This window comes from Deinococcus sp. LM3, from assembly GCF_002017875.1.
Lineage (GTDB): Bacteria > Deinococcota > Deinococci > Deinococcales > Deinococcaceae > Deinococcus.
Genome location: NZ_MUFV01000008.1, coordinates 35,237 through 51,763 on the forward strand (window position 1 = coordinate 35,237; position 16,527 = coordinate 51,763).

Consider the following 16,527-nt stretch of genomic DNA (forward strand, 5'->3'; position numbering starts at 1 on the left):
GCGCGTGAAACACGACTGGTCCCCCGAAGAGCTGGCTGGGCAGTTCACCCTGACCCATCCAGAACGGGCGTTCCTGGGCTTCAAGGGCGAGGCGGCCTCGCTAAGTCTGGCTGCGCTGCTCAAGACCTTTCAGCTCCAGGGCGAGTTTCTGGACCATCCCCAAGGGGTGCCCGGTGTGGTCGTCGATTTCCTGGCCCAGCAGCTTGCGGTCTCCCCGGCATGCTGGGCGGAGGTGGACTGGTCCACCCGAACCGCTCGGCGTTACCGCGATGAGGTGGCACACTTCTGTGGCTTCCGGGCCTTTCGGGGGCTGGATGAAACCGCGTTGATCGCCCATCTCATGCCTCTGATCGCCGATCTCAATTCAGACTCGGAAACCTTGAAACAGCAGGGACGAGAGTTTTTGCGGGGAGAGCGCCTCGTTCCGCCCACGGCGGAACGCCTGGGACGTTGCCTGCGCGCTGCCGTGAACAGGCAGGAAGCCCGCTGGTTGCAAGGCATTCAGGCTCGCCTCAAGCCCCAGTCCTGTCAGTCCTTGGACGCTTTGATCAGCACTGACGCGGCGGCAGATGACCTGCAACCCCTTCTGGTCATCCGCTCCACGCTGGCCGCGCTCAAGGACACCGCCGGGCGGGTCAAGGTGGACACCGTCCTCGAAGAACTCGCCAAGCTCGACGAATTGCGCGCCCTGGGGCTGACTTCCGAGGTTTTCACTGGCGTTCCGCCCAGAGTCGTCGGGCAGTACCGTCGCCGGGCGGCCAGCGAACCGCCCCGCGAATTGCGACGCCATCCCGCCCCCTTGCGCCATGTCCTGCTGGCCGCGCTGTGCTGGCAACGCCAGACCGAAGTCACCGATGACCTGGTGGAACTGCTCATCCGGGTGGCCCACCACATCGGCACCCACGCCGAGAGCAAGGTGGAGGCGGAGTTGCTGCGGCAACTCCGGCGGGTCAGGGGCAAGAGTGCGCTGCTGTTCAAGCTGGCGAAGGCCGCCCGCGCTCAGCCGGAAGGAGCAGTACGGGAAGTGATCTATCCGGTGGTGCCGGAGCCGGTTCTCGATGACCTGATCCGCGAGATGGAGGCCGAGGGCAACTATGACCGCCAGGTGCGCCTGGTTACGCGCAATTCCTACGGCCACCATTATCGCCGGGCCATCTCGTTGCTGCTGGACGCCCTGACCTTCCGCTGCAATAACGACCGCCACCGGCCCATCATGCGGGCGCTGGAGCTGCTGGCGAAATACCGGGACCGCCGGACCTTGACCTTTCCCCTGAACGAGGACGTGCCGCTGGGTGGTGTCGTCAAGGACGACTGGCAGGCCCTGGTCCTCGATGACGTCGAGGGGCGCAAGGTCAACCGCGTCACCTACGAGATGTGCGTCCTGACCACGCTGCGTGACAAGATCCGCTGCAAGGAGGTCTGGGTCGAGGGAGCCGGGCGTTTCCGCAATCCCGATGAGGACCTTCCCGGCGACTTCGAGCAGAAACGGGCCGAGTACTACTCGGCCCTGGCCCAACCGGGTGAAGCTCAGACGTTTACCCGTCAGCTTCGCACCCACATGGAAACCGCGCTGGACGCACTGAACACCGATCTTCCCACCAACGCCAGAGTCAAGCTGGTCACGTCGAAGAAGGGGAAGGGGCGGCTGTCAATCTCGCCGCTGGCCGCCCTCCCCGAACCGCAGAACATCACCCGGCTGGCCGCGGCGCTGGTACAGCGCTGGCCGATGACCAACCTGCTGGATGTCCTGAAAGAAACGGAACTGCGGACCGGGTTCACCACCGCCTTCCATTCGGTGGCAGCCCGTGAGGTGCTGAGCCGTGAGGTGGTGCAGCGCCGATTGCTGCTGTGTCTGCACGGCATCGGCACCAACGCGGGCCTGAAGCGGATGTGCAGTGGGGGCGGGGAGGACAGCTTCGCTGACCTCCAGTACATCCGTCGTCGCTACGTCCACAAGGAACACCTCCGGGCAGCGATCAGCCGCGTGTGCAACGCCATCTTTCAGGCTAGGGACGCCACGCTGTGGGGCGAGGCCACCACCGCCTGCGCCTCGGACAGCAAGAAGTTCGGGGCCTGGGACCAGAACCTGATGACCGAGTGGCACGCCCGCTACGGCGGTCCCGGCGTGATGGTGTACTGGCACGTCGAGCAGCATTCGGTGTGCATTTACAGCCAGCTCAAAAGCTGTTCCAGCAGCGAGGTGGCCGCCATGATCGAGGGCGTGCTTCGGCACGACACCGAGATGGCGGTGGACAAGAATTACGTAGACACCCACGGCCAGAGCGAGGTGGGCTTCGCATTCTGTCAGCTACTCGGCTTTCAGCTTCTGCCGCGTCTGAAGAACATCAAGCACCAGAAGCTGTACCGCCCCAATAAGGGCGAGCCAGAAAAATACGTCCACCTGCAAGCGATCCTGACCCGCCCGATCCAGTGGGAGCTGATCGAGCAGCAATACGATGAGATGATCAAGCTCGCCACCGCCCTGCGGCTGGGGACGGCGGACGCCGAGAGCATCCTGCGGCGCTTTACCCGCCAGAACGTGCAGCACCCGACGTACCGGGCGCTGGCTGAGTTGGGGAAAGCGGTGAAAACCGCTTTCCTGTGCGACTATCTGCGCCAAGAGAGCCTGCGCCGCGAGATCCACGAGGGCTTGCAGGTGATCGAGTCGTGGAACAGCGCCAACGACTTCATCCTGTACGGCAAGGGTGGCGAGTTCACCAGCAACCGCATCGAGGAGCAGGAAATCCAGATGCTGGGCCTGCACCTGCTCCAGGTCAGCCTGGTCTACGTCAATACGCTGATGATGCAGCAGGTGCTGTCAGAGCCGGAGTGGCAGGGGCAGTTGACCGGGGCGGACCTGCGGGCCTTGACCCCACTGAAGTGGCAGCACATCAATCCCTACGGCACCTTCACGCTGAATATGCATGAGCGGCTGCCACTCAGGGTCTAGCGGGTACAGGCGAGTTGGACAAATTTTTGTCCTTCGCTAGGTTAAGCCCTAGAAGGTGGTCAGGGCGCTGTTCCCCTGCGCGATGGCCCCCTGGAGTCCGTTCGCGGCCTCGGCGAGTGCCTGGGCGTTCCCGGATTTCATGGCGGTGATGTACGTGTCGAGGAAGGGCTGCAGGATGCCCTGCATGACGGCGCTCTTCACGAACCCGTCGATCAGGCCCTGGAGGATCTGCTGCCCGAGGCCCTTGCGGACGTCCAGGCCGAGTTCCGCGAAGGACCGTTTGCCCTGCTTGATGCCGTCGAGCATGCCGGTGCTGATGGCGCTGTACAGGGCGTCCCCGAGGCCCTTGGCGATGTCGACGCTCTCCTGGTCGATGCTGCTTTTCTTGAAGCCCAGCCAGCCCCAGAATCCGCCGCGGCTCTCAACCCTGGCGTATTTGCTCAGGTCGAAGAACTTCACGTCCTTGGTCGCCTGGGAGACCTGCTCGGCGGCTTTCTTCGCGCTGTTCGCGCCGCCCTGGAAGATGTCGATGAGGGTGGTGACGACCGTGGTGACGCCGGCGATCAGCGCGCCGATCCAGTCGCCCTTGGCGAGGGCGCCCAGGGTGGCCTGCACGCCGCTCACGAAGGTGTCGATCACGCCGTCGATATCCTCGTCGCCGGTCTTGAACACCCCGGCCAGTCCGCCGATCAGGGCCTGCGCCCCGGCGATCAGGCCGCCCTGCCCGCCGCCCTTCTTCAGGTACGCGGCGAGCCCATCGAGTCCAGCGCTGATGGTGCCCTGGAGCTTCCCGCCCTTGCCGACGATCCCGGCGAGCATAGTCAGGCGGTCGGCGGCGGGGTTTCCTTCACTGGCGACCTTCCCTTCGAGATCGGTGATGCGTTTGAGGGCGTCGATGTACTCGGGCGTCCCGGCGACCAGTCCGGTGAGACGGGCGCGCCAGTAGGCCAGAGCGGCGTTCAGTCCGGCGAGGTACGCGGGGCTGCCGTCGCGTCCCTCGGCGTCCGCGAGGGCCTTCTGCGCCTCGGCGAGGGCCAGGGCGCTCTCGGCCGCCTGGTCTTTCTGGGCCTGGTTGAACGCCGTGGCGGCGTCCTCGCCGGCTTTCGCAGCGGCCAGGGTGACGTTGTCCAGCAGCGTCTGGTAGGCCTGCTGCGTGGCGAGCAGACCGTCACGGACCTGGAGTTCGTCGGGCGTGAGGTCCTCGTCGCGTTTCTCCGCGAACGCCGCGAGGGCCGCGCGGAGGTCCGCGAGCTTGGTGGTGTACGTGTCCCGCAGCGTGTCGAACTGCGCGGCGGCCTTCGCACTCGCGCTGCCTGCGTCGTCGGGTTTGCCGACGGCGGCCACGTCCTTCTCCCCCTGGGTCAGCAGGGCGTCCGGATCTCCGACCAGCCCGGCGGCCTTCTGCCGGACCTTCCCGCTCACCTGATCGAGGGACCGCAGCGCCGCGTCGATCTGCGCGACGGCCGCCTCCCCGCTCTTGCCCATGGCGGCGTAGGTGGTGCGCCAGGTCTGAAGCACGCTGCGGGCGGTGGCGCGCTGCGCGGCGTCCTGGGTGTCGAGGTTGTCCTGCAGGTCCTGGATGCGGCCGTTGATCTCGGTCTTCAGGCCCTCGCTGGTCTCCTTCTCGCTGGCGGTGAGCTGCTTACCGGTGTCGCGTTTCACGGCCAGCTGGTAGTCGCGGTAGGCGTTCTCGGCGTCGGTGCGGATCCGGCCGAGGGCAAGCTGGTGGTCCCGTTCCAGCAGTTGCCGGACGGTGAGGGTCGTGCCGTCCGCCTGGAGGCGCTGCTGGTCCAGCAGGCCCTGCTGCTGCGCCTCGTCCACGGCCGCCTGGTAGCGGTCGCGTTCGGCGGCTTCCTCGATCGCGCGGGACTGATCGACCTCGGCGCGCTTGGCGGCGAGCAGCTGGGGCTGGTAGCGTTTGCGGATCTCCAGCTTCTGGGCTTCAGTGAGGTTCTCGGCGTCCAGTTCGTCCGCCTGCTGGTTCTCGACGTCGCGGGTGCGCTGTTCGAGGTCAGCCAGGAGGCTGGCGCGGATCCGGGCGGCGGTGTCCCGGTCCAGGGTTTCCAGGGCCGCGTTCAGGGCGCGGCGGGCGTCCTCCTCTGCGGTGGTGCGGTCGCTGAGGTTCTTCGCGAGGGTGTTGTTCAGGCGGGCGGTGTTCGCGGCGAGTTCGCGGTCCCGGGCCTCCTCGAGTTCCCGGCGGCGGGCGTCGGTGATGCCCTCCAGCGCGAGGAGCTTGGCGTACTTCTCGCGGGTCTGGCGGTCCTCGTCGGCGGCGGTCGCGCGGGCGGCGGCGTCACGGGCGTCCTGAACCCGCTGCCCGAACTGGAGTTCCAGGCGGAGCAGTTCGGTCAGGTTGCCCTTGGCCGCCGCCTTGCGATTCTCGTACTCGCCTTCGGCGGTGCCCTGGTCGGCTCCGGCCTGCGCGAGTCGGCTCTCGGTGAGGGCCTGCTGCACCTGCGCGTCCGTGAGTTGCTTGCGCTTCCCGATCTCCGCGTCGAGCAGGGCCAGTTTGTCCTTGTCCCCGCCGTTGGCGAGGACGCGGGCGCGGGCGTTCTCCAGTTCGGAGAGGGTCCACTTGTCAACTTCGGCACGGAGCTTCTCAATTTCCGTGCGGCGGTTGATGACCCCCTGTCCCTGAGTGGCGAGCGTCTGCCCCTGGGTGATCAGGGCGGTGACGCTGGCGCGCAGCGCGGGCGGAAGCTGGTCGACCTTCGCCCTGGTATCGGCGAGGGCCTGCTGGTAGCGCTGGAGGCTCTCGGCAGTGACCTTGCCCTGCTGCACCTGGAGCTTGAACCGGTCGTTGAGCTGACCGGTCTCGCGGATCAGGGTCTGCTGGGCCTTGCTGGCCGCCTCGGCTGCTGCCTGGGCTTTCTTGTCGGCTGCGGCCTGCACGCCCGCACGGCGCGCACGTTCCGCCAGGATGGCGTTCAGTTGCGTGCCGAGCCGGTTCGCCCGGGCCTGCTTCTCCATGTCGTCAAGCTGCTGCTTCGTCTTGCCGCGCAGGGCTTCCTTGTACTCGGTGAGGGCCACGCCACTCAGGGCGACCGTCCGGGCGGCAGCGGCCTGCACCTTCGTGCTGGACGCCAGGGCGGCCGCCTGGTTGAACAGCGCCTGCGTGCCCGCCTGGAGGGCCAGGGGAGTTTCTGCACGCGCGCCTGGAAGTCCTCCATCCGCTGGTTGAAGGCCAGCAGGCTGGCGGCCGTGACCTTGCCCTGGTCGGACTGGAGCTTGAACGCCGCGATGCTCTGCCGGATCTCCCGGACGAGCGTCTCGCGGGTCGCGGCGGCCGCCCTGTCGGCGGTGGTGCCGGCCTTCACGGCGGACGTGCGTTCCCGTTCCCGGCGGGCCTCCTCGGCAAGGATGGCCGTCATGGCCTTCTTGTTGTTGGTCCGCTCCGCTTCGGCCTTGGCCTGGGCGAGTTCTAGCGGGGTGAGTTCCTTCAGGCTCTTCTTCAGCTCGGCCTGTTTGACGAGGTCGGCGGCGGTGGTCTTCGCGCCGCCCTTGCTGGTGATGGCGGTCCCGTCGTCATTGAGCCCGAGGTCCTTCAGGGTTTTCGTGCCGCTGGGCATGACGGTGGGGGTTTGATGGCCTGGACGGCGGCGGCGGTGACCTTGGCGGTCTGCCCGAGGGTCTTGATGTCCTGCGTGAAGCCCTGCGCGGCGTCCTGCGCGCGGGCGCGGACGGCGTCGAGGGCCGCGCCGGTCAGCTGGGCACCGGTGCGGATGTCGCCCAGTCCGGCCTGCGCGGTCTGCGCGGCGCCGCCCAGGTCGGTCTTGAGGGTGCTGGCCACCCCGGCGACGTCCTGCTGGAGTTGCGCGCCGGACGAACTGACGCCGTTCAGGCCGGCCTGCACGTTCCCGAGGGCGCTGTTCAGGGCGCTCCCGGCTCCGTTGTCGGCCGCGAAGTCCTTCAGGGCGCTGGTCGCGCCGGCCAGACTGCTGGCGACCCCGTCGGCGGTGCTCGTGGCGCTGTCCCTGGCGGACGCGGCGGCCGCCGCCTGAGCACGGTCGTACGCCGCCTGGGAGGAACCGGCGAAGCGGTCGATGATCCCGGTCGCGGTGCTCACGGCGGCGCTGGCCACTCCGGCCAGGGCGTCCCCGACGCTCAGGCCCAGGGCCTTCAGGACGTTCCCGATGGGCGCGAGGATGCGGCTGATGCTGTTCGCAGCCCCGGCGACGATGCTGCTCACGCGGTTGTACGCCTGCATCAGGAAGTCCGCGCCCGCCTGGACGGGCTGCACGACGTACCGGAAGAACGCCCCGGCCGCCTGCGACAGCACCCGGCTCACGCCGTCACTGAACTGCCCGTACAGGCGGATGCCGGCCGCGAGGACCTGCCCGGCCTGCGTGACGAACGCGTTCCGGACGGCCAGCAGCAGCGCCCCGAACACCCCGGCCAGCCCTTTGATGATCAGGCCGACGCCCTGCACGTTCCGGCCGACGCTCGCGGCGAACGCACCGACGTACCCGCCGGCGGCGACGAACACGGCGCGTGCGCCCTGCCCGAACGCCTGGATGAGCTTCACGACCCCGGCGAGGATCGTGCCAATGCCGGTCCCGGCGAGCTTGAACACGTCCGGGAGGCTGGCCACGAACCGCCCGAGGGCGACCAGCGCCAGGCGGGCAATGCCGGCGCCGCGCGTGGCGGCGTCCGCGATGCCCTGCAGGCTGAGGGTGATGCCGCCCTGCCCGACGCCGAACGCGGACAGCAGCGACCCGATGGCGGCGATGACCCCCTGGAACACGCCGTTCACGACGTTCAGCAGGATGCCGAGCGCGACGGTCGCGGCGGTCTGGATGACCGTCCACACTTCCCAGAGGACCTTCAGAACGGGGTACAGCACCGAATCCCACACGACACGGATGCCGGCGAAGACGGTCGTGACGATGCTGCCCAGGCCGGTCATGGCGGTGCGGGCCGAGTCGGCCAGCTGCCCGAACGCACCCTTCCCTTCCTGTGAGAGGGTGATCATGCCGCTGAACGCCTCGACGGCCTGGGTGGCGCCGCGCACGATGGCGGCGAGCGCCGCGAGGAACGGCGTGCCGATCTGGATCTTGACCTGCTCGAACGCCGCGCCGAACTGCTTCCCGGCGCCCTGGAGGGACTCGAGACGTTCGCGGGCGACGCGGGCGGCTTCGCCCTGTTTCTTCATCGCCTCGGTGTTCGCCTCGATGGCTTTCGGGCCTTCGCGCAGGAGGATCTGCGCGGCGCGCAGGGCGTCCTGACCGAAGATCTGCCGGAGCAGCTGCTTCTGCGCCTGCGGCGTCAGGTCCACCAGTTTGGCCTTGAGGTCTTTCAGGACGTCGTTCAGGGGCCGCATCTGCCCGGCCCCGTCGAAGGCGCTGACGTTCAGGGCCGCGAGGGCCTTGGCGCCCGTCTCGACCGGCGCGGTCAGGGACAGCAGCATGGTCTTGAGCGACGTGCCGGCGTCCGACATGTTCTTGAATCCGCCCTGCGCGAGGGTGGCCATGGTGCCCGTGAACTGCTCGAGGCTCAGGCCCGCGTCGCGCGCGACCGGACCGACCGCCGCGATCGCGAGGCTCAGGTCCTGCGCGCCGAGGAAGGTCTTGTTGCTGAAGTTCGCGAACACGTCCGCGACGGTGGACAGCTGCGGCGCCTGCAGCCCGAAGGCCGTCATGGCGCTCACGGCGAGCTTCCCGCCCTCGGCGGCAGTGATCCCGGCCGCCCCGGCGAGTTCCAGGGCGCCCTTGAGGCCCCCGCCGATCACGTCGGTGGCGCTCAGGCCCGCGCGGTTCAGTTCCAGGACCGCGCCGGCCGCGTCGCGCGCCCCGACCCCGAGGGGTTTGCCGATGTCGAACGTGGCGGCCGTCAGCTGGCGCAGCTGCTCGGCGGTGGGTTGCGTCAGGGTGCGGATGTCCGCGAGGACCTGCTCGAACTGCGCGGCCGTCTTGACGCTCGCGGCGATCGCGACGCCCAGCGCGACCACGGCGGCCGTGACGGCGGCGATGGCAATGGCGACGGGTCCGCCCACCGCGCCGACGCCGCTGAGGCTGCTGCCGAGCGTTCCGGCCTGCGCGGCGGCCGCGCCGAGGCTGCCCCCGGCGATCTGCGCGAACTGCGGCAGCTGGCGCAGGGCAGCCATGATGCCTCCGGCGAACCCGGCGCCGCTGGGGTTGTTGTTCAGGCTGTTCAGGTTCGAGCGGATCTGGCCACTCATGCGGCTCAGTTCGCCCATCTGCGCGGTCGTGGTGGTCGTGCGGCGGCCCACGGCGGCGATCTGCCCTTCCAGGCGCTTCATCTCGGCTTCGAAGGCCTGCACGGCGGCACGCTTGTCGGCGAAGCGTCCGGCGGCGGCCGTGGCGCGTTCGAACTCGGCGCGGGCGGCGGCCATGTCGGCGCGGATCTTGGTGATGCTCTGCGCGTTGATGTTCCGGGTGGCCTGCGTCAGGCCCTTCATGGTCCGTTCGAGGTTCGCGGCCTCGCGGCTGCCGGCCGTCAGGGTGGCGGCCATGGCGCGGCCGTCCCGTTCGATGCCCTGGATGCCGCGCAGGTACGTGCGGAGGCTGACCTCGCCCCGGTCGTACTGACCCTTGAGGCTCTGGAGGTCACGGCCGAGTTTCGCGACGGCCTCCGACTGGGCGCGCTCGGCACCACGGGCCGCTTCACGGGCGGCGCGGGCCTGGGCGTCCGCCAGTCCCTTCAGAGCGGTGGCGGCCTGGCCACTGCTATTCCGCAGGGCGTCCAGGCGGGCCTGCTGACTCTGCGTGAGGGGACCGAGGCCCCGCAGGCTGGCGATCTCCGCGTCGATGGTGGCCTTCAGGTTGCGGGTCGCCTGATCGAACTGAGCTGTGTTCAGGACGCTGTTCTTCAGGTCGGCCTGCAGGGCGCGGAGTTGCGAGGCGTAGGCGTTGCTGACGCCCGGGCCGCCGCCACCGGCCCCGTTGCCGCCGCCCCCGCCAGGGCCGCCGCCGAGGCTGCGGATCCGGCCTTCCAGGGCGGTCAGGTCCGTGATCTGCTTACCGATCCGGCTGATGACGCCTTTCAGGGCGCTGACGTCCACCCGCAGGAGGCTTTTCAGGTCGGTGTTCAGGTTCCGGAACGCGGCTTTCACGCCGTCCACCTGGCCGCGCAGTTGGGCCGGGTCGGCCTTCACGTTGATGCGGACGGGTTTGGAGATCGCCTGCAGTTCGGCGCGGGCAGCGTTCGCGAACGCGGTCAGACTGGCTTTCGCGGCCGTGGTGATCAGCGTGAGGTCGATGCGGGCAGATCCGACGTTGGTCATGCGGTGGAACCTCCAGAGAGCAGGAAGGGGCAATCAGACGATTAGCAGCATGAGAAAACGGCAATGGCAGCACGATGAGACGGCGTGGAGTCGCCTCAAACAACATGTGAGACGGATTTTGACTATTTACGCTGCAGCGTATTGCCTTGCCAAGCATTCGCACCGCAAGCGCGATTAAGGTCGTCTGGGACGATTTTCGGCCTGTCTTCGTGGCCGGTATCAGCAGATCGAAAACAAGAGTCAATCGGTGCATGGTTTGAGACATCACGCCTATTGGTAGTCCGTTGACTCTCCGATCATTGCGTCCCACACGGAATGAAGGCTGATATCGACATCTCTCGCAAAACGCGTGCTGGACGTCAACCCCATCCAGAGTCAACGGACTACCAATAGCCTCTTAGCACTCCAGGCTGTCCTGTGGTCCATCACGGCAATTGAGGAAACGCAATTTTGCGAAGCGTGCAAAAATCAAGGGGTGAAATACACAAAAACCACTCTGGCAGTTTGCCTTGCTTTGTCACTTTCAGCATGCGGAGGAGGATCGAGCCCCGAACCCACACCTCCCGCCCCTCCACAAGCCGATATTCAATTTAACTTCCCTACCTCAATCGAAATAGCAAGAGGGGGTGACGCGAGTTTTGCCGTCTCCCTGATGCAAAATAATAACAATGCACCAAGTCTTTTCGAATTAGAAATCGTTATGGAAAATGGCTCCGGAATCGAGGTAGTAAATATTGCGCCTAAAGATTCCTCAGGACGGCGCCTAGTTACCCTAAGAGCGACAGATAAAGCCAATCTAGGAATCGTCAGAGGAACAATATCAGCTAGAATTGGCGATTTAGTTAAGAATTTGCCAATCATGGTCTCAATTAAACCAGCCGTATCAGGCTTATACAATTCGTCATTCGGCAGCAATGGTCTGGCTGCATTGCCTATTCCCTCAGGAGCAATCAGCAATGCTGCTTCGGATATTACTTTTGATACTAGGGGACGAGTATTGGCTCTCGGGTACACCCAACTGTCACGCGGAACCGATATTGCATTCACCATTTCAAGATTTAGTGAATCTGGATAATTGACAAAACGTTTGGCTCAGACGGCCATGTCGTAGTTAATCCAGCGATAACGATGAAAGAGAGTGGAGATATATGAAGCCGCAGACGGAAAGCTGCTAGTATTTGGATATTATGGTGAGTACTTTGGTGTTATTAGACTTTTAAGCAACGGATCTATAGACACTTTCATATGAATCAAACGGAATTTTAAAGTTGTCAAAAGCATTTTTTCCAGTGCTATCCACTGATATGGATTCAAAGGGAAGGGTATTAGTCTCTATACACAACACTCAGTATGATACAACCAGCATATTTAGACTTAATCCAGATGGTACGTATGATAATACTTTTAGTTCCGTTACACTAAACATAGCATCTCATCTGCGTCATTATAATAAGATTCGAGCACTTTCAGGAGGGGAAATAGTATTCTCATATGTCAGCGGTGAGGTAGATCAAAATATATCGATCATAAAAATTCTAGAAAACGGCACACTGGATGGCAAATTCGGCAAACAAGGGAAGCTGGATATCGATTTAGGGTCAAGTGAGGATATTTTGATTGACACCGAAATAGATTCACGAGATCAAATAGTAATTTTCGGAAGGACGAAAAATCTAAATCGAGCTATCATTAAACTAAACAAAAATGGCGAAGCGGTTACTTCCTTCGGGGAAAGCGGCCGACTGAATCTTGATAGTGATAAGGATGTACTTTTTGATGAACTAGAGCTAAAGAATCAGAATATCGTGCTATACGATTCATACACCCGCGGCGAATCAACAGCAGTTGAGATAGATGAATCGGGTAAGAGCAAGAGATTTAATTTCTCTAGACCATCTAACTATGAGAACGGTCGAACTACTCTTTCAAAAGTAGTCTGGAACAGCAGGCTTAGTCGCTATATTGGTTATGGAGATCTAGAAATTTCCAGCAGCTCTTTCAGTGACAGGGGTGTGATATATTCATTTTTTGAGTAGTACTAATTTTATTTATCATTATTTTTAAATACAAATCATGCCGCTTAATATTATTGAGCAGATCAGCAAGAGGTGCCTTTTAAGGCAGCAGAGCGTTGGCTTTGATCTCGTCGAACGGCATGATCTTGTTCACGAGCGCCTGGAACACCCAGTTCCCACCGGGCTTCAGGTGCGGCAGGGCGGCCAGGATGGCCTGCGCTTCGCCGGGCGTGAACCGGAAGGGGCGCAGGTCGTCGGGGATCAGGTGGGCGGCATGAGTTCCTCGGGCGAGAAGAGGCGCGAGCGCGGGACCTTCTTCGCCTGGGGGTCCTTGCCGCCGTGCCCGTTGAGGTACGTGGCGAGCAGCTGGTACAGCGGGCGGTGCTCGATGTACCGCAGGTAGTGGCCTTCCTCGACGAGCGCTTCGAGTTGCGCGATGGGCCGGTCGAGGAGGGTGGCGGGGTCGGTGCCGTAGCGTTCGCCGTAAGCGGCGAGGACGCTCAGGATGTGCTGGACGCGTCCGCCTCGCTGGGCGGGCTGCCCTCCTCGGGGCGGTCGGCGTTTGGGTCGAGGGCCTCCGGGCCGTTCTGGAGGAGGCTGAGGATCTGCCCGAGTTCGTTGGCGGTGACGTTCGCGGTGAGCCACGCGGCGGTGACGGGCTCGCCAGCCTCGTGGGTGCGGGCGTCGAGGTACTCGGCGATCAGGGCGGCGCTACCCTGCGCGACTTCGCGGCTGGTGCCGTCCTCGGGGAGACTGCCGAGGCGGATGTGTTCCGCGAAGTTCAGGGGCCGGGCGGTGAAGGCGCGGTCCTGGATGCTGAACGGCTCGTCGAGCCAGGACGTGAGTTCCAGCGGCTGTTCGGGGCGCTTGCCGGTGCGCAGCAGATCAGGATGGGCGTCTGCGTGCTGAGGCCGACGTTCGTCAGGACCCACTCGGCGGGGATGAGGGCATTGCCCTGCACGCGGTCTGGAGGATCTGGGCGAGCATGCCGGCCATCTCAGTCATGAACGGGGCGAGGACCGCGCCGCTCAGGGCGTCGAGGTCGTAGCGGTCGGCGATGTCCGCGAGGGTGAGGTCCTCGTCGGCGGTCAGGGGGTGCGCGAAGAACGTCTCGCCGGCGACGGTGAACGGCAGGGCGCGGCGGGTGTTGGTACCAAAGGCAAATTTCTGGCTTCTCATGTTGTGACCTCCACGGTCAGGGTGACGCGGGTGTTGAGACTGAAGGGCTCCACGTCACGGGGCAGCTGGACGCACAGGGCGCGGCCGTGCTCGTTGGTGACGTGGGCGGTGGCGGGGAGAGTGTCCAGGCGCAGGCCGAGGAGAACGGCGTCCAGCTGCCCGTCCCCTCGGCGTGTTCCGTGATGACGACGACCCCGGGCGTGCCGTCCCAGGTGTCGCGCCAGATCATCAGACCAGGGTGCCTTTCTCGGGCTTGCCGGGCGCGCGAGGGTGGGGCTTTCGACGGTGACGGTGCCGTCGCTGGCGCTCTTCACCTTCCAGCTCTTGACGTCCATGATCCCGCGGTACACGGTCTTGCCGGTGCCGGCCCCGGCGGGCAGGTACTCGAACGCGATGGGGGTCAGGTCACGCCGCGGTCTCCATGATCACGAGCGCCTCGTCGTCCTCGATCCACTGCATTTCGCTCAGGTCGACGCTGCCGGTGCTGCCGACGGGGATTTCGATCTCGTCGCCCCGGTGCAGAAGTTCTGGAAGCTGATGGTGCGGTTCTCGAAGCCGACGGTGACTTCGCTGGCGAGGCAGAGTTCCTTGTACGCGGCGGCGGCGGGCATGGCGCCGTTCACTCCGAGGGGGGCGACGCGGAAGATGCTGTCGCGGCCGAGGGTGATCTTTTCTTTCAGTTCTGCGGCGGTGTAACCCATGGTGGTTCCCTCCTGAAGGGGATGAGCGCGCGGCTCAGGGAGTGACGGTGACGAGGATCTGGTCGGGGTAGCGGTCAGTGGCCTGCAGGACCTGCGGGGCGGCGACGCTGCGGAAGGCGCTGGCCAGAGCGGTGAAGAACGGCGTGAGGCTCTGCCCGTCGTGCGCGACCGCGCGGATCGGGTACCGGTCGATGGTGATCGCGCCGGCGAAGGTGCTGATCACGTCGCTGTCGGGCGTGGCGGGAATCAGGACTTCCAGGCCGGTGACGGTCACCCCTTCGGGCGGGTCTCCGGTGTACAGAGCCGGCGTCTGCGCGCCGTTCGGCCAGGTGTACGTCCCGGGCGTGACGTCCCCGTCCCGCAGGGCCGCCTCGACCGCCTCGCGCAGCTGGAGGGGGGTGGGTTGCTTCACGGGTCCTGCCGGTACGCGCGGGCGAATTCCTGCGCGAGGTTCACGTTGCGCAGCGCCTGGGCGGGCGCGTTGCGGGCGGGGAGGCTGTAGCGGCGTTTGCGGAACACCGCGCCGAGGAACATCGCGGCGGCGTACTCGGCCGTCCAGGTGATCTGGGCGTTCAGCGGCCCGGTGAGGCGCGGGGCCTGCTGACTGCGGGCGAGGGTGCCGGTGTCGACGATGTTGCGCCTGGGGCCGGCCACCTCGCCGTTCACGCGGTTGGTGGTGCCGGGCCACGCCCAGGTGCGGGCGCGGATGAGCAGCGCGGCGCGCTTCCCGACCGCGTCGGCCGTGGCGAGCAGGCGCGGCGGCCCCGGTCCTCGATGGGGCGGATGTCGGTGGTGACGCGCACGGCCATGGTCAGTCCTCGCTGGCCGGGGCGGGCGCGTCCGGCGCTTCGAACGGCAGCAGCCCGTGCAGCAGCGGTTCGAGGTCCATCAGGGCGTCCGACTCGGCCTGCTCGTACACGAGGCCCTCGTCGAAGCGGCCGTACCGGCGGGCGACGTCGTTGTTGTACGCCGCGTACCCGCTCAGGACGAGCTTCAGGACGCCGCGCAGCCGGTACCCGTGCCGGGCCTCGTCGTTCACGAGGTCCGGGTTCACGCGGACGAGGACGGTGCGGGTGACGCGGTCCACAGCGAAGGTCGCGGCGTCCTCCTGGTCGGGGGCGTCCTCGACGGTGACGCGGGCGAGCAGGCGGTCCAGGGTGGATTCCGGCGCGTCGGCTTTCGGGGATGCTTTCTTTCGTGGGGTCATGGGGTCCTCCAGAGGGCTAGGAACCGCTGCCCGAACTGGGCTTCGGTGGCGGTGTCCTCGTCCGGGTAGGCGAGTTGCACGGTGAGCGTCCCGGCCTGCCCGTCGATGACGAGCGGGGACCGGCTGCCCCAGCGCACGCCGTCCGGACGGCTGGTAGGCGCGGTGAGGCTGCCCCAGCGACCGATCAGCACCAGGTCCGCGTTGTCCGCTCCGACCGTGTCCCGGAGTTTCGGGTCGGTGGTGGCGCTCAGGCGGGCCTGCATGGCCAGCGTGGCGCCGGAGCGGGGACGAGGTTGCCCAGCGAGTCCCGGACCATGCCCTGCCTCGGCACGCCGAATGCCAGGTCGTGGACGCGGTGCGTTCGACGAGCGGCGCGACCCCGCGCGACCAGGAACAGGTTCCGCCCGGCGGGATTCAGGACTGGCGCGACCGGCACGTGGATCCGGCCACCCGCGTCCGTGAGTGTCCAGCCGGGCGTGAGGGCCGCCTCGTGGTACGGCAGCAGGGCCGTGAAACTGCGGCTGCTGATGCCGGGCTCGTGCACTTCCGGCGCGTCGGTGCTGCGGTCCTCCTCCTGGCCGATCAGGGCGCGCAGAGGCTCGGGCGGCTGCCCGAAGCGCTGGAACGTGACGGGCTGCGCGAGATCGCTGGCCAGAACGTCCGCGATGATCGGGCCGACCTGATCCAGCTGCGCGGACGCGGCGTTCAGCAACCCCAAGATCACCGGGCTACCCCCGCGAACGCGAGGAATCCGGCGGGTGCCGGGTTGATCAGCCTGAGCAGCTCGCCCGCGAGGTCATCCCAGGTCTGCCCGGCCACGCCGTACTGCGCCGCGCCGTCCATGCTGACCTTGCTGAGCTTCACTTCCAGTCCGGGGATCTTGATGCTGTCGATGCCGCCGGCGCTGGTGGCGGCCGTGGTGAGCGCCGTCACGCCGCCCGTCAGGGCCGCCTGGTATGCCAGGGCCTTCGCGGCGATGGCGGTGCGGGCGGTGGTCAGGGCGGGCTCCTGCAGGGCGTCCGGCGCGAGATTCAGGCGCGTCAGTTCCCCCTGCACCCACTGCGCGCCCAGATTCAGGAACGGCTGAGCGACCGACGGGAGGCCCGGGATGGGCAGCAGCGCCGGCACGTCAGTGGACGCGAGGGTGATCACGGGTCAGTCCTCGTCGTCGAGAACCTGACCGCTGGTGATCAGGTCCCGCACGAACCGGTAGCGGTGACGTCCACCCAGTC

Annotated in this window: 17 protein-coding genes; 4 read left to right on the plus strand and 13 right to left on the minus strand. The window is 65.9% G+C overall.

Annotation, left to right across the window (positions count from 1 at the left end):
- The first annotated feature begins 4 nt into the window (after window positions 1–4).
- A complete protein-coding gene (locus tag BXU09_RS19935; RefSeq protein WP_078305856.1) occupies window positions 5–2,950 on the plus strand; it encodes a Tn3 family transposase in 2,946 nt (981 codons plus the stop codon).
- A gap of 48 nt (window positions 2,951–2,998) precedes the next feature.
- Here the strand turns inward: BXU09_RS19935 and BXU09_RS19940 are convergent, their stop codons facing one another.
- Genes BXU09_RS19940 through BXU09_RS19950 form a run of 3 tightly spaced genes read right to left on the minus strand, consistent with a single transcriptional unit; the run spans window position 2,999 to window position 10,193 of the window.
- Complete coding sequence (locus tag BXU09_RS19940) at window positions 2,999–6,019, minus strand: hypothetical protein (protein WP_078306052.1); 3,021 nt, start codon at window positions 6,017–6,019, stop codon at window positions 2,999–3,001.
- Window positions 5,986–6,519, minus strand: a complete 534-nt coding sequence (locus BXU09_RS19945; RefSeq protein WP_078306053.1) for a hypothetical protein — start codon at window positions 6,517–6,519, stop codon at window positions 5,986–5,988. The genes BXU09_RS19940 and BXU09_RS19945 overlap by 34 nt, the downstream gene beginning before the upstream one ends.
- Window positions 6,495–10,193 carry a phage tail tape measure protein gene (locus BXU09_RS19950; RefSeq protein ID WP_078306054.1) on the minus strand — a complete coding sequence of 1,233 codons (3,699 nt, stop codon included), beginning with the start codon at window positions 10,191–10,193 and terminating at the stop codon, window positions 6,495–6,497. Before BXU09_RS19950 ends, BXU09_RS19945 begins: the two co-directional genes overlap by 25 nt.
- 349 nt (window positions 10,194–10,542) lie before the next feature.
- On the opposite strand from BXU09_RS19950, the gene BXU09_RS20790 reads away from it, so the two are divergent.
- The 3 genes from BXU09_RS20790 (at window position 10,543) to BXU09_RS21150 (ending at window position 12,611) form a co-directional block, all read left to right on the plus strand.
- Complete coding sequence (locus BXU09_RS20790; RefSeq protein WP_144012461.1) at window positions 10,543–11,268, plus strand: hypothetical protein; 726 nt, start codon at window positions 10,543–10,545, stop codon at window positions 11,266–11,268.
- Between the two features lie 229 nt (window positions 11,269–11,497).
- Window positions 11,498–12,229 carry a hypothetical protein gene (locus BXU09_RS20795; RefSeq protein WP_078306018.1) on the plus strand — a complete coding sequence of 244 codons (732 nt, stop codon included), beginning with the start codon at window positions 11,498–11,500 and terminating at the stop codon, window positions 12,227–12,229.
- 37 nt (window positions 12,230–12,266) lie between these two features.
- Window positions 12,267–12,611, plus strand: coding sequence for a hypothetical protein (locus BXU09_RS21150; protein WP_168174709.1), 345 nt, complete (start codon window positions 12,267–12,269; stop codon window positions 12,609–12,611).
- Window positions 12,612–12,708: 97 nt separating this feature from the next.
- On the opposite strand, the gene BXU09_RS19965 is transcribed toward BXU09_RS21150, so the two are convergent.
- The 10 genes from BXU09_RS19965 to BXU09_RS20010 form a co-directional block, all read right to left on the minus strand.
- Window positions 12,709–13,140, minus strand: coding sequence for a hypothetical protein (locus BXU09_RS19965; protein ID WP_078306057.1), 432 nt, complete (start codon window positions 13,138–13,140; stop codon window positions 12,709–12,711).
- Complete coding sequence (locus tag BXU09_RS19970) at window positions 13,130–13,387, minus strand: hypothetical protein (RefSeq protein ID WP_078306058.1); 258 nt, start codon at window positions 13,385–13,387, stop codon at window positions 13,130–13,132. The genes BXU09_RS19965 and BXU09_RS19970 overlap by 11 nt, the downstream gene beginning before the upstream one ends.
- Window positions 13,384–13,722, minus strand: coding sequence for a hypothetical protein (locus BXU09_RS19975; protein ID WP_144012462.1), 339 nt, complete (start codon window positions 13,720–13,722; stop codon window positions 13,384–13,386). Before BXU09_RS19975 ends, BXU09_RS19970 begins: the two co-directional genes overlap by 4 nt.
- 129 nt (window positions 13,723–13,851) lie before the next feature.
- The gene (locus tag BXU09_RS19980) at window positions 13,852–14,088 is read right to left on the minus strand and encodes a hypothetical protein (RefSeq protein ID WP_078306060.1); all 237 of its coding nucleotides are present in this window, start codon (window positions 14,086–14,088) and stop codon (window positions 13,852–13,854) included.
- Between the two features lie 34 nt (window positions 14,089–14,122).
- The gene (locus BXU09_RS19985; RefSeq protein ID WP_078306000.1) at window positions 14,123–14,500 is read right to left on the minus strand and encodes a hypothetical protein; all 378 of its coding nucleotides are present in this window, start codon (window positions 14,498–14,500) and stop codon (window positions 14,123–14,125) included.
- A complete protein-coding gene (locus BXU09_RS19990; RefSeq protein WP_078306061.1) occupies window positions 14,497–14,754 on the minus strand; it encodes a hypothetical protein in 258 nt (85 codons plus the stop codon). Before BXU09_RS19990 ends, BXU09_RS19985 begins: the two co-directional genes overlap by 4 nt.
- 145 nt (window positions 14,755–14,899) lie before the next feature.
- Window positions 14,900–15,295: a hypothetical protein gene (locus BXU09_RS19995; RefSeq protein WP_078305998.1), complete on the minus strand. Its 396-nt coding sequence runs from the start codon at window positions 15,293–15,295 to the stop codon at window positions 14,900–14,902.
- Window positions 15,292–15,558 carry a hypothetical protein gene (locus BXU09_RS20000; protein WP_078306062.1) on the minus strand — a complete coding sequence of 89 codons (267 nt, stop codon included), beginning with the start codon at window positions 15,556–15,558 and terminating at the stop codon, window positions 15,292–15,294. Before BXU09_RS20000 ends, BXU09_RS19995 begins: the two co-directional genes overlap by 4 nt.
- Window positions 15,543–16,019 (minus strand): hypothetical protein, encoded by a 477-nt coding sequence (locus BXU09_RS20005; RefSeq protein WP_078306063.1) that lies wholly within the window; start codon window positions 16,017–16,019, stop codon window positions 15,543–15,545. Before BXU09_RS20005 ends, BXU09_RS20000 begins: the two co-directional genes overlap by 16 nt.
- The gene (locus BXU09_RS20010; RefSeq protein ID WP_078305996.1) at window positions 16,016–16,447 is read right to left on the minus strand and encodes a hypothetical protein; all 432 of its coding nucleotides are present in this window, start codon (window positions 16,445–16,447) and stop codon (window positions 16,016–16,018) included. The genes BXU09_RS20005 and BXU09_RS20010 overlap by 4 nt, the downstream gene beginning before the upstream one ends.
- Window positions 16,448–16,527: the final 80 nt, after the last annotated feature.

What these genes read in the sequence shown, in the direction of transcription:
- BXU09_RS20795 (WP_078306018.1), top strand. Translation starts at nt 11,498, where the DNA reads ATGGATTCAAAGGGAAGGGTATTAGTCTCTATACACAACACTCAGTAT.
- BXU09_RS19970 (WP_078306058.1), bottom strand. Translation starts at nt 13,387, where the DNA reads ATGAGAAGCCAGAAATTTGCCTTTGGTACCAACACCCGCCGCGCCCTG.
- BXU09_RS21150 (WP_168174709.1), top strand. Translation starts at nt 12,267, where the DNA reads ATGCCGCTTAATATTATTGAGCAGATCAGCAAGAGGTGCCTTTTAAGG.
- BXU09_RS19975 (WP_144012462.1), bottom strand. Translation starts at nt 13,722, where the DNA reads ATGGACGTCAAGAGCTGGAAGGTGAAGAGCGCCAGCGACGGCACCGTC.
- BXU09_RS20000 (WP_078306062.1), bottom strand. Translation starts at nt 15,558, where the DNA reads ATGCAGGCCCGCCTGAGCGCCACCACCGACCCGAAACTCCGGGACACG.
- BXU09_RS19980 (WP_078306060.1), bottom strand. Translation starts at nt 14,088, where the DNA reads ATGGGTTACACCGCCGCAGAACTGAAAGAAAAGATCACCCTCGGCCGC.
- BXU09_RS19945 (WP_078306053.1), bottom strand. Translation starts at nt 6,519, where the DNA reads ATGCCCAGCGGCACGAAAACCCTGAAGGACCTCGGGCTCAATGACGAC.
- BXU09_RS19995 (WP_078305998.1), bottom strand. Translation starts at nt 15,295, where the DNA reads ATGACCCCACGAAAGAAAGCATCCCCGAAAGCCGACGCGCCGGAATCC.
- BXU09_RS19950 (WP_078306054.1), bottom strand. Translation starts at nt 10,193, where the DNA reads ATGACCAACGTCGGATCTGCCCGCATCGACCTCACGCTGATCACCACG.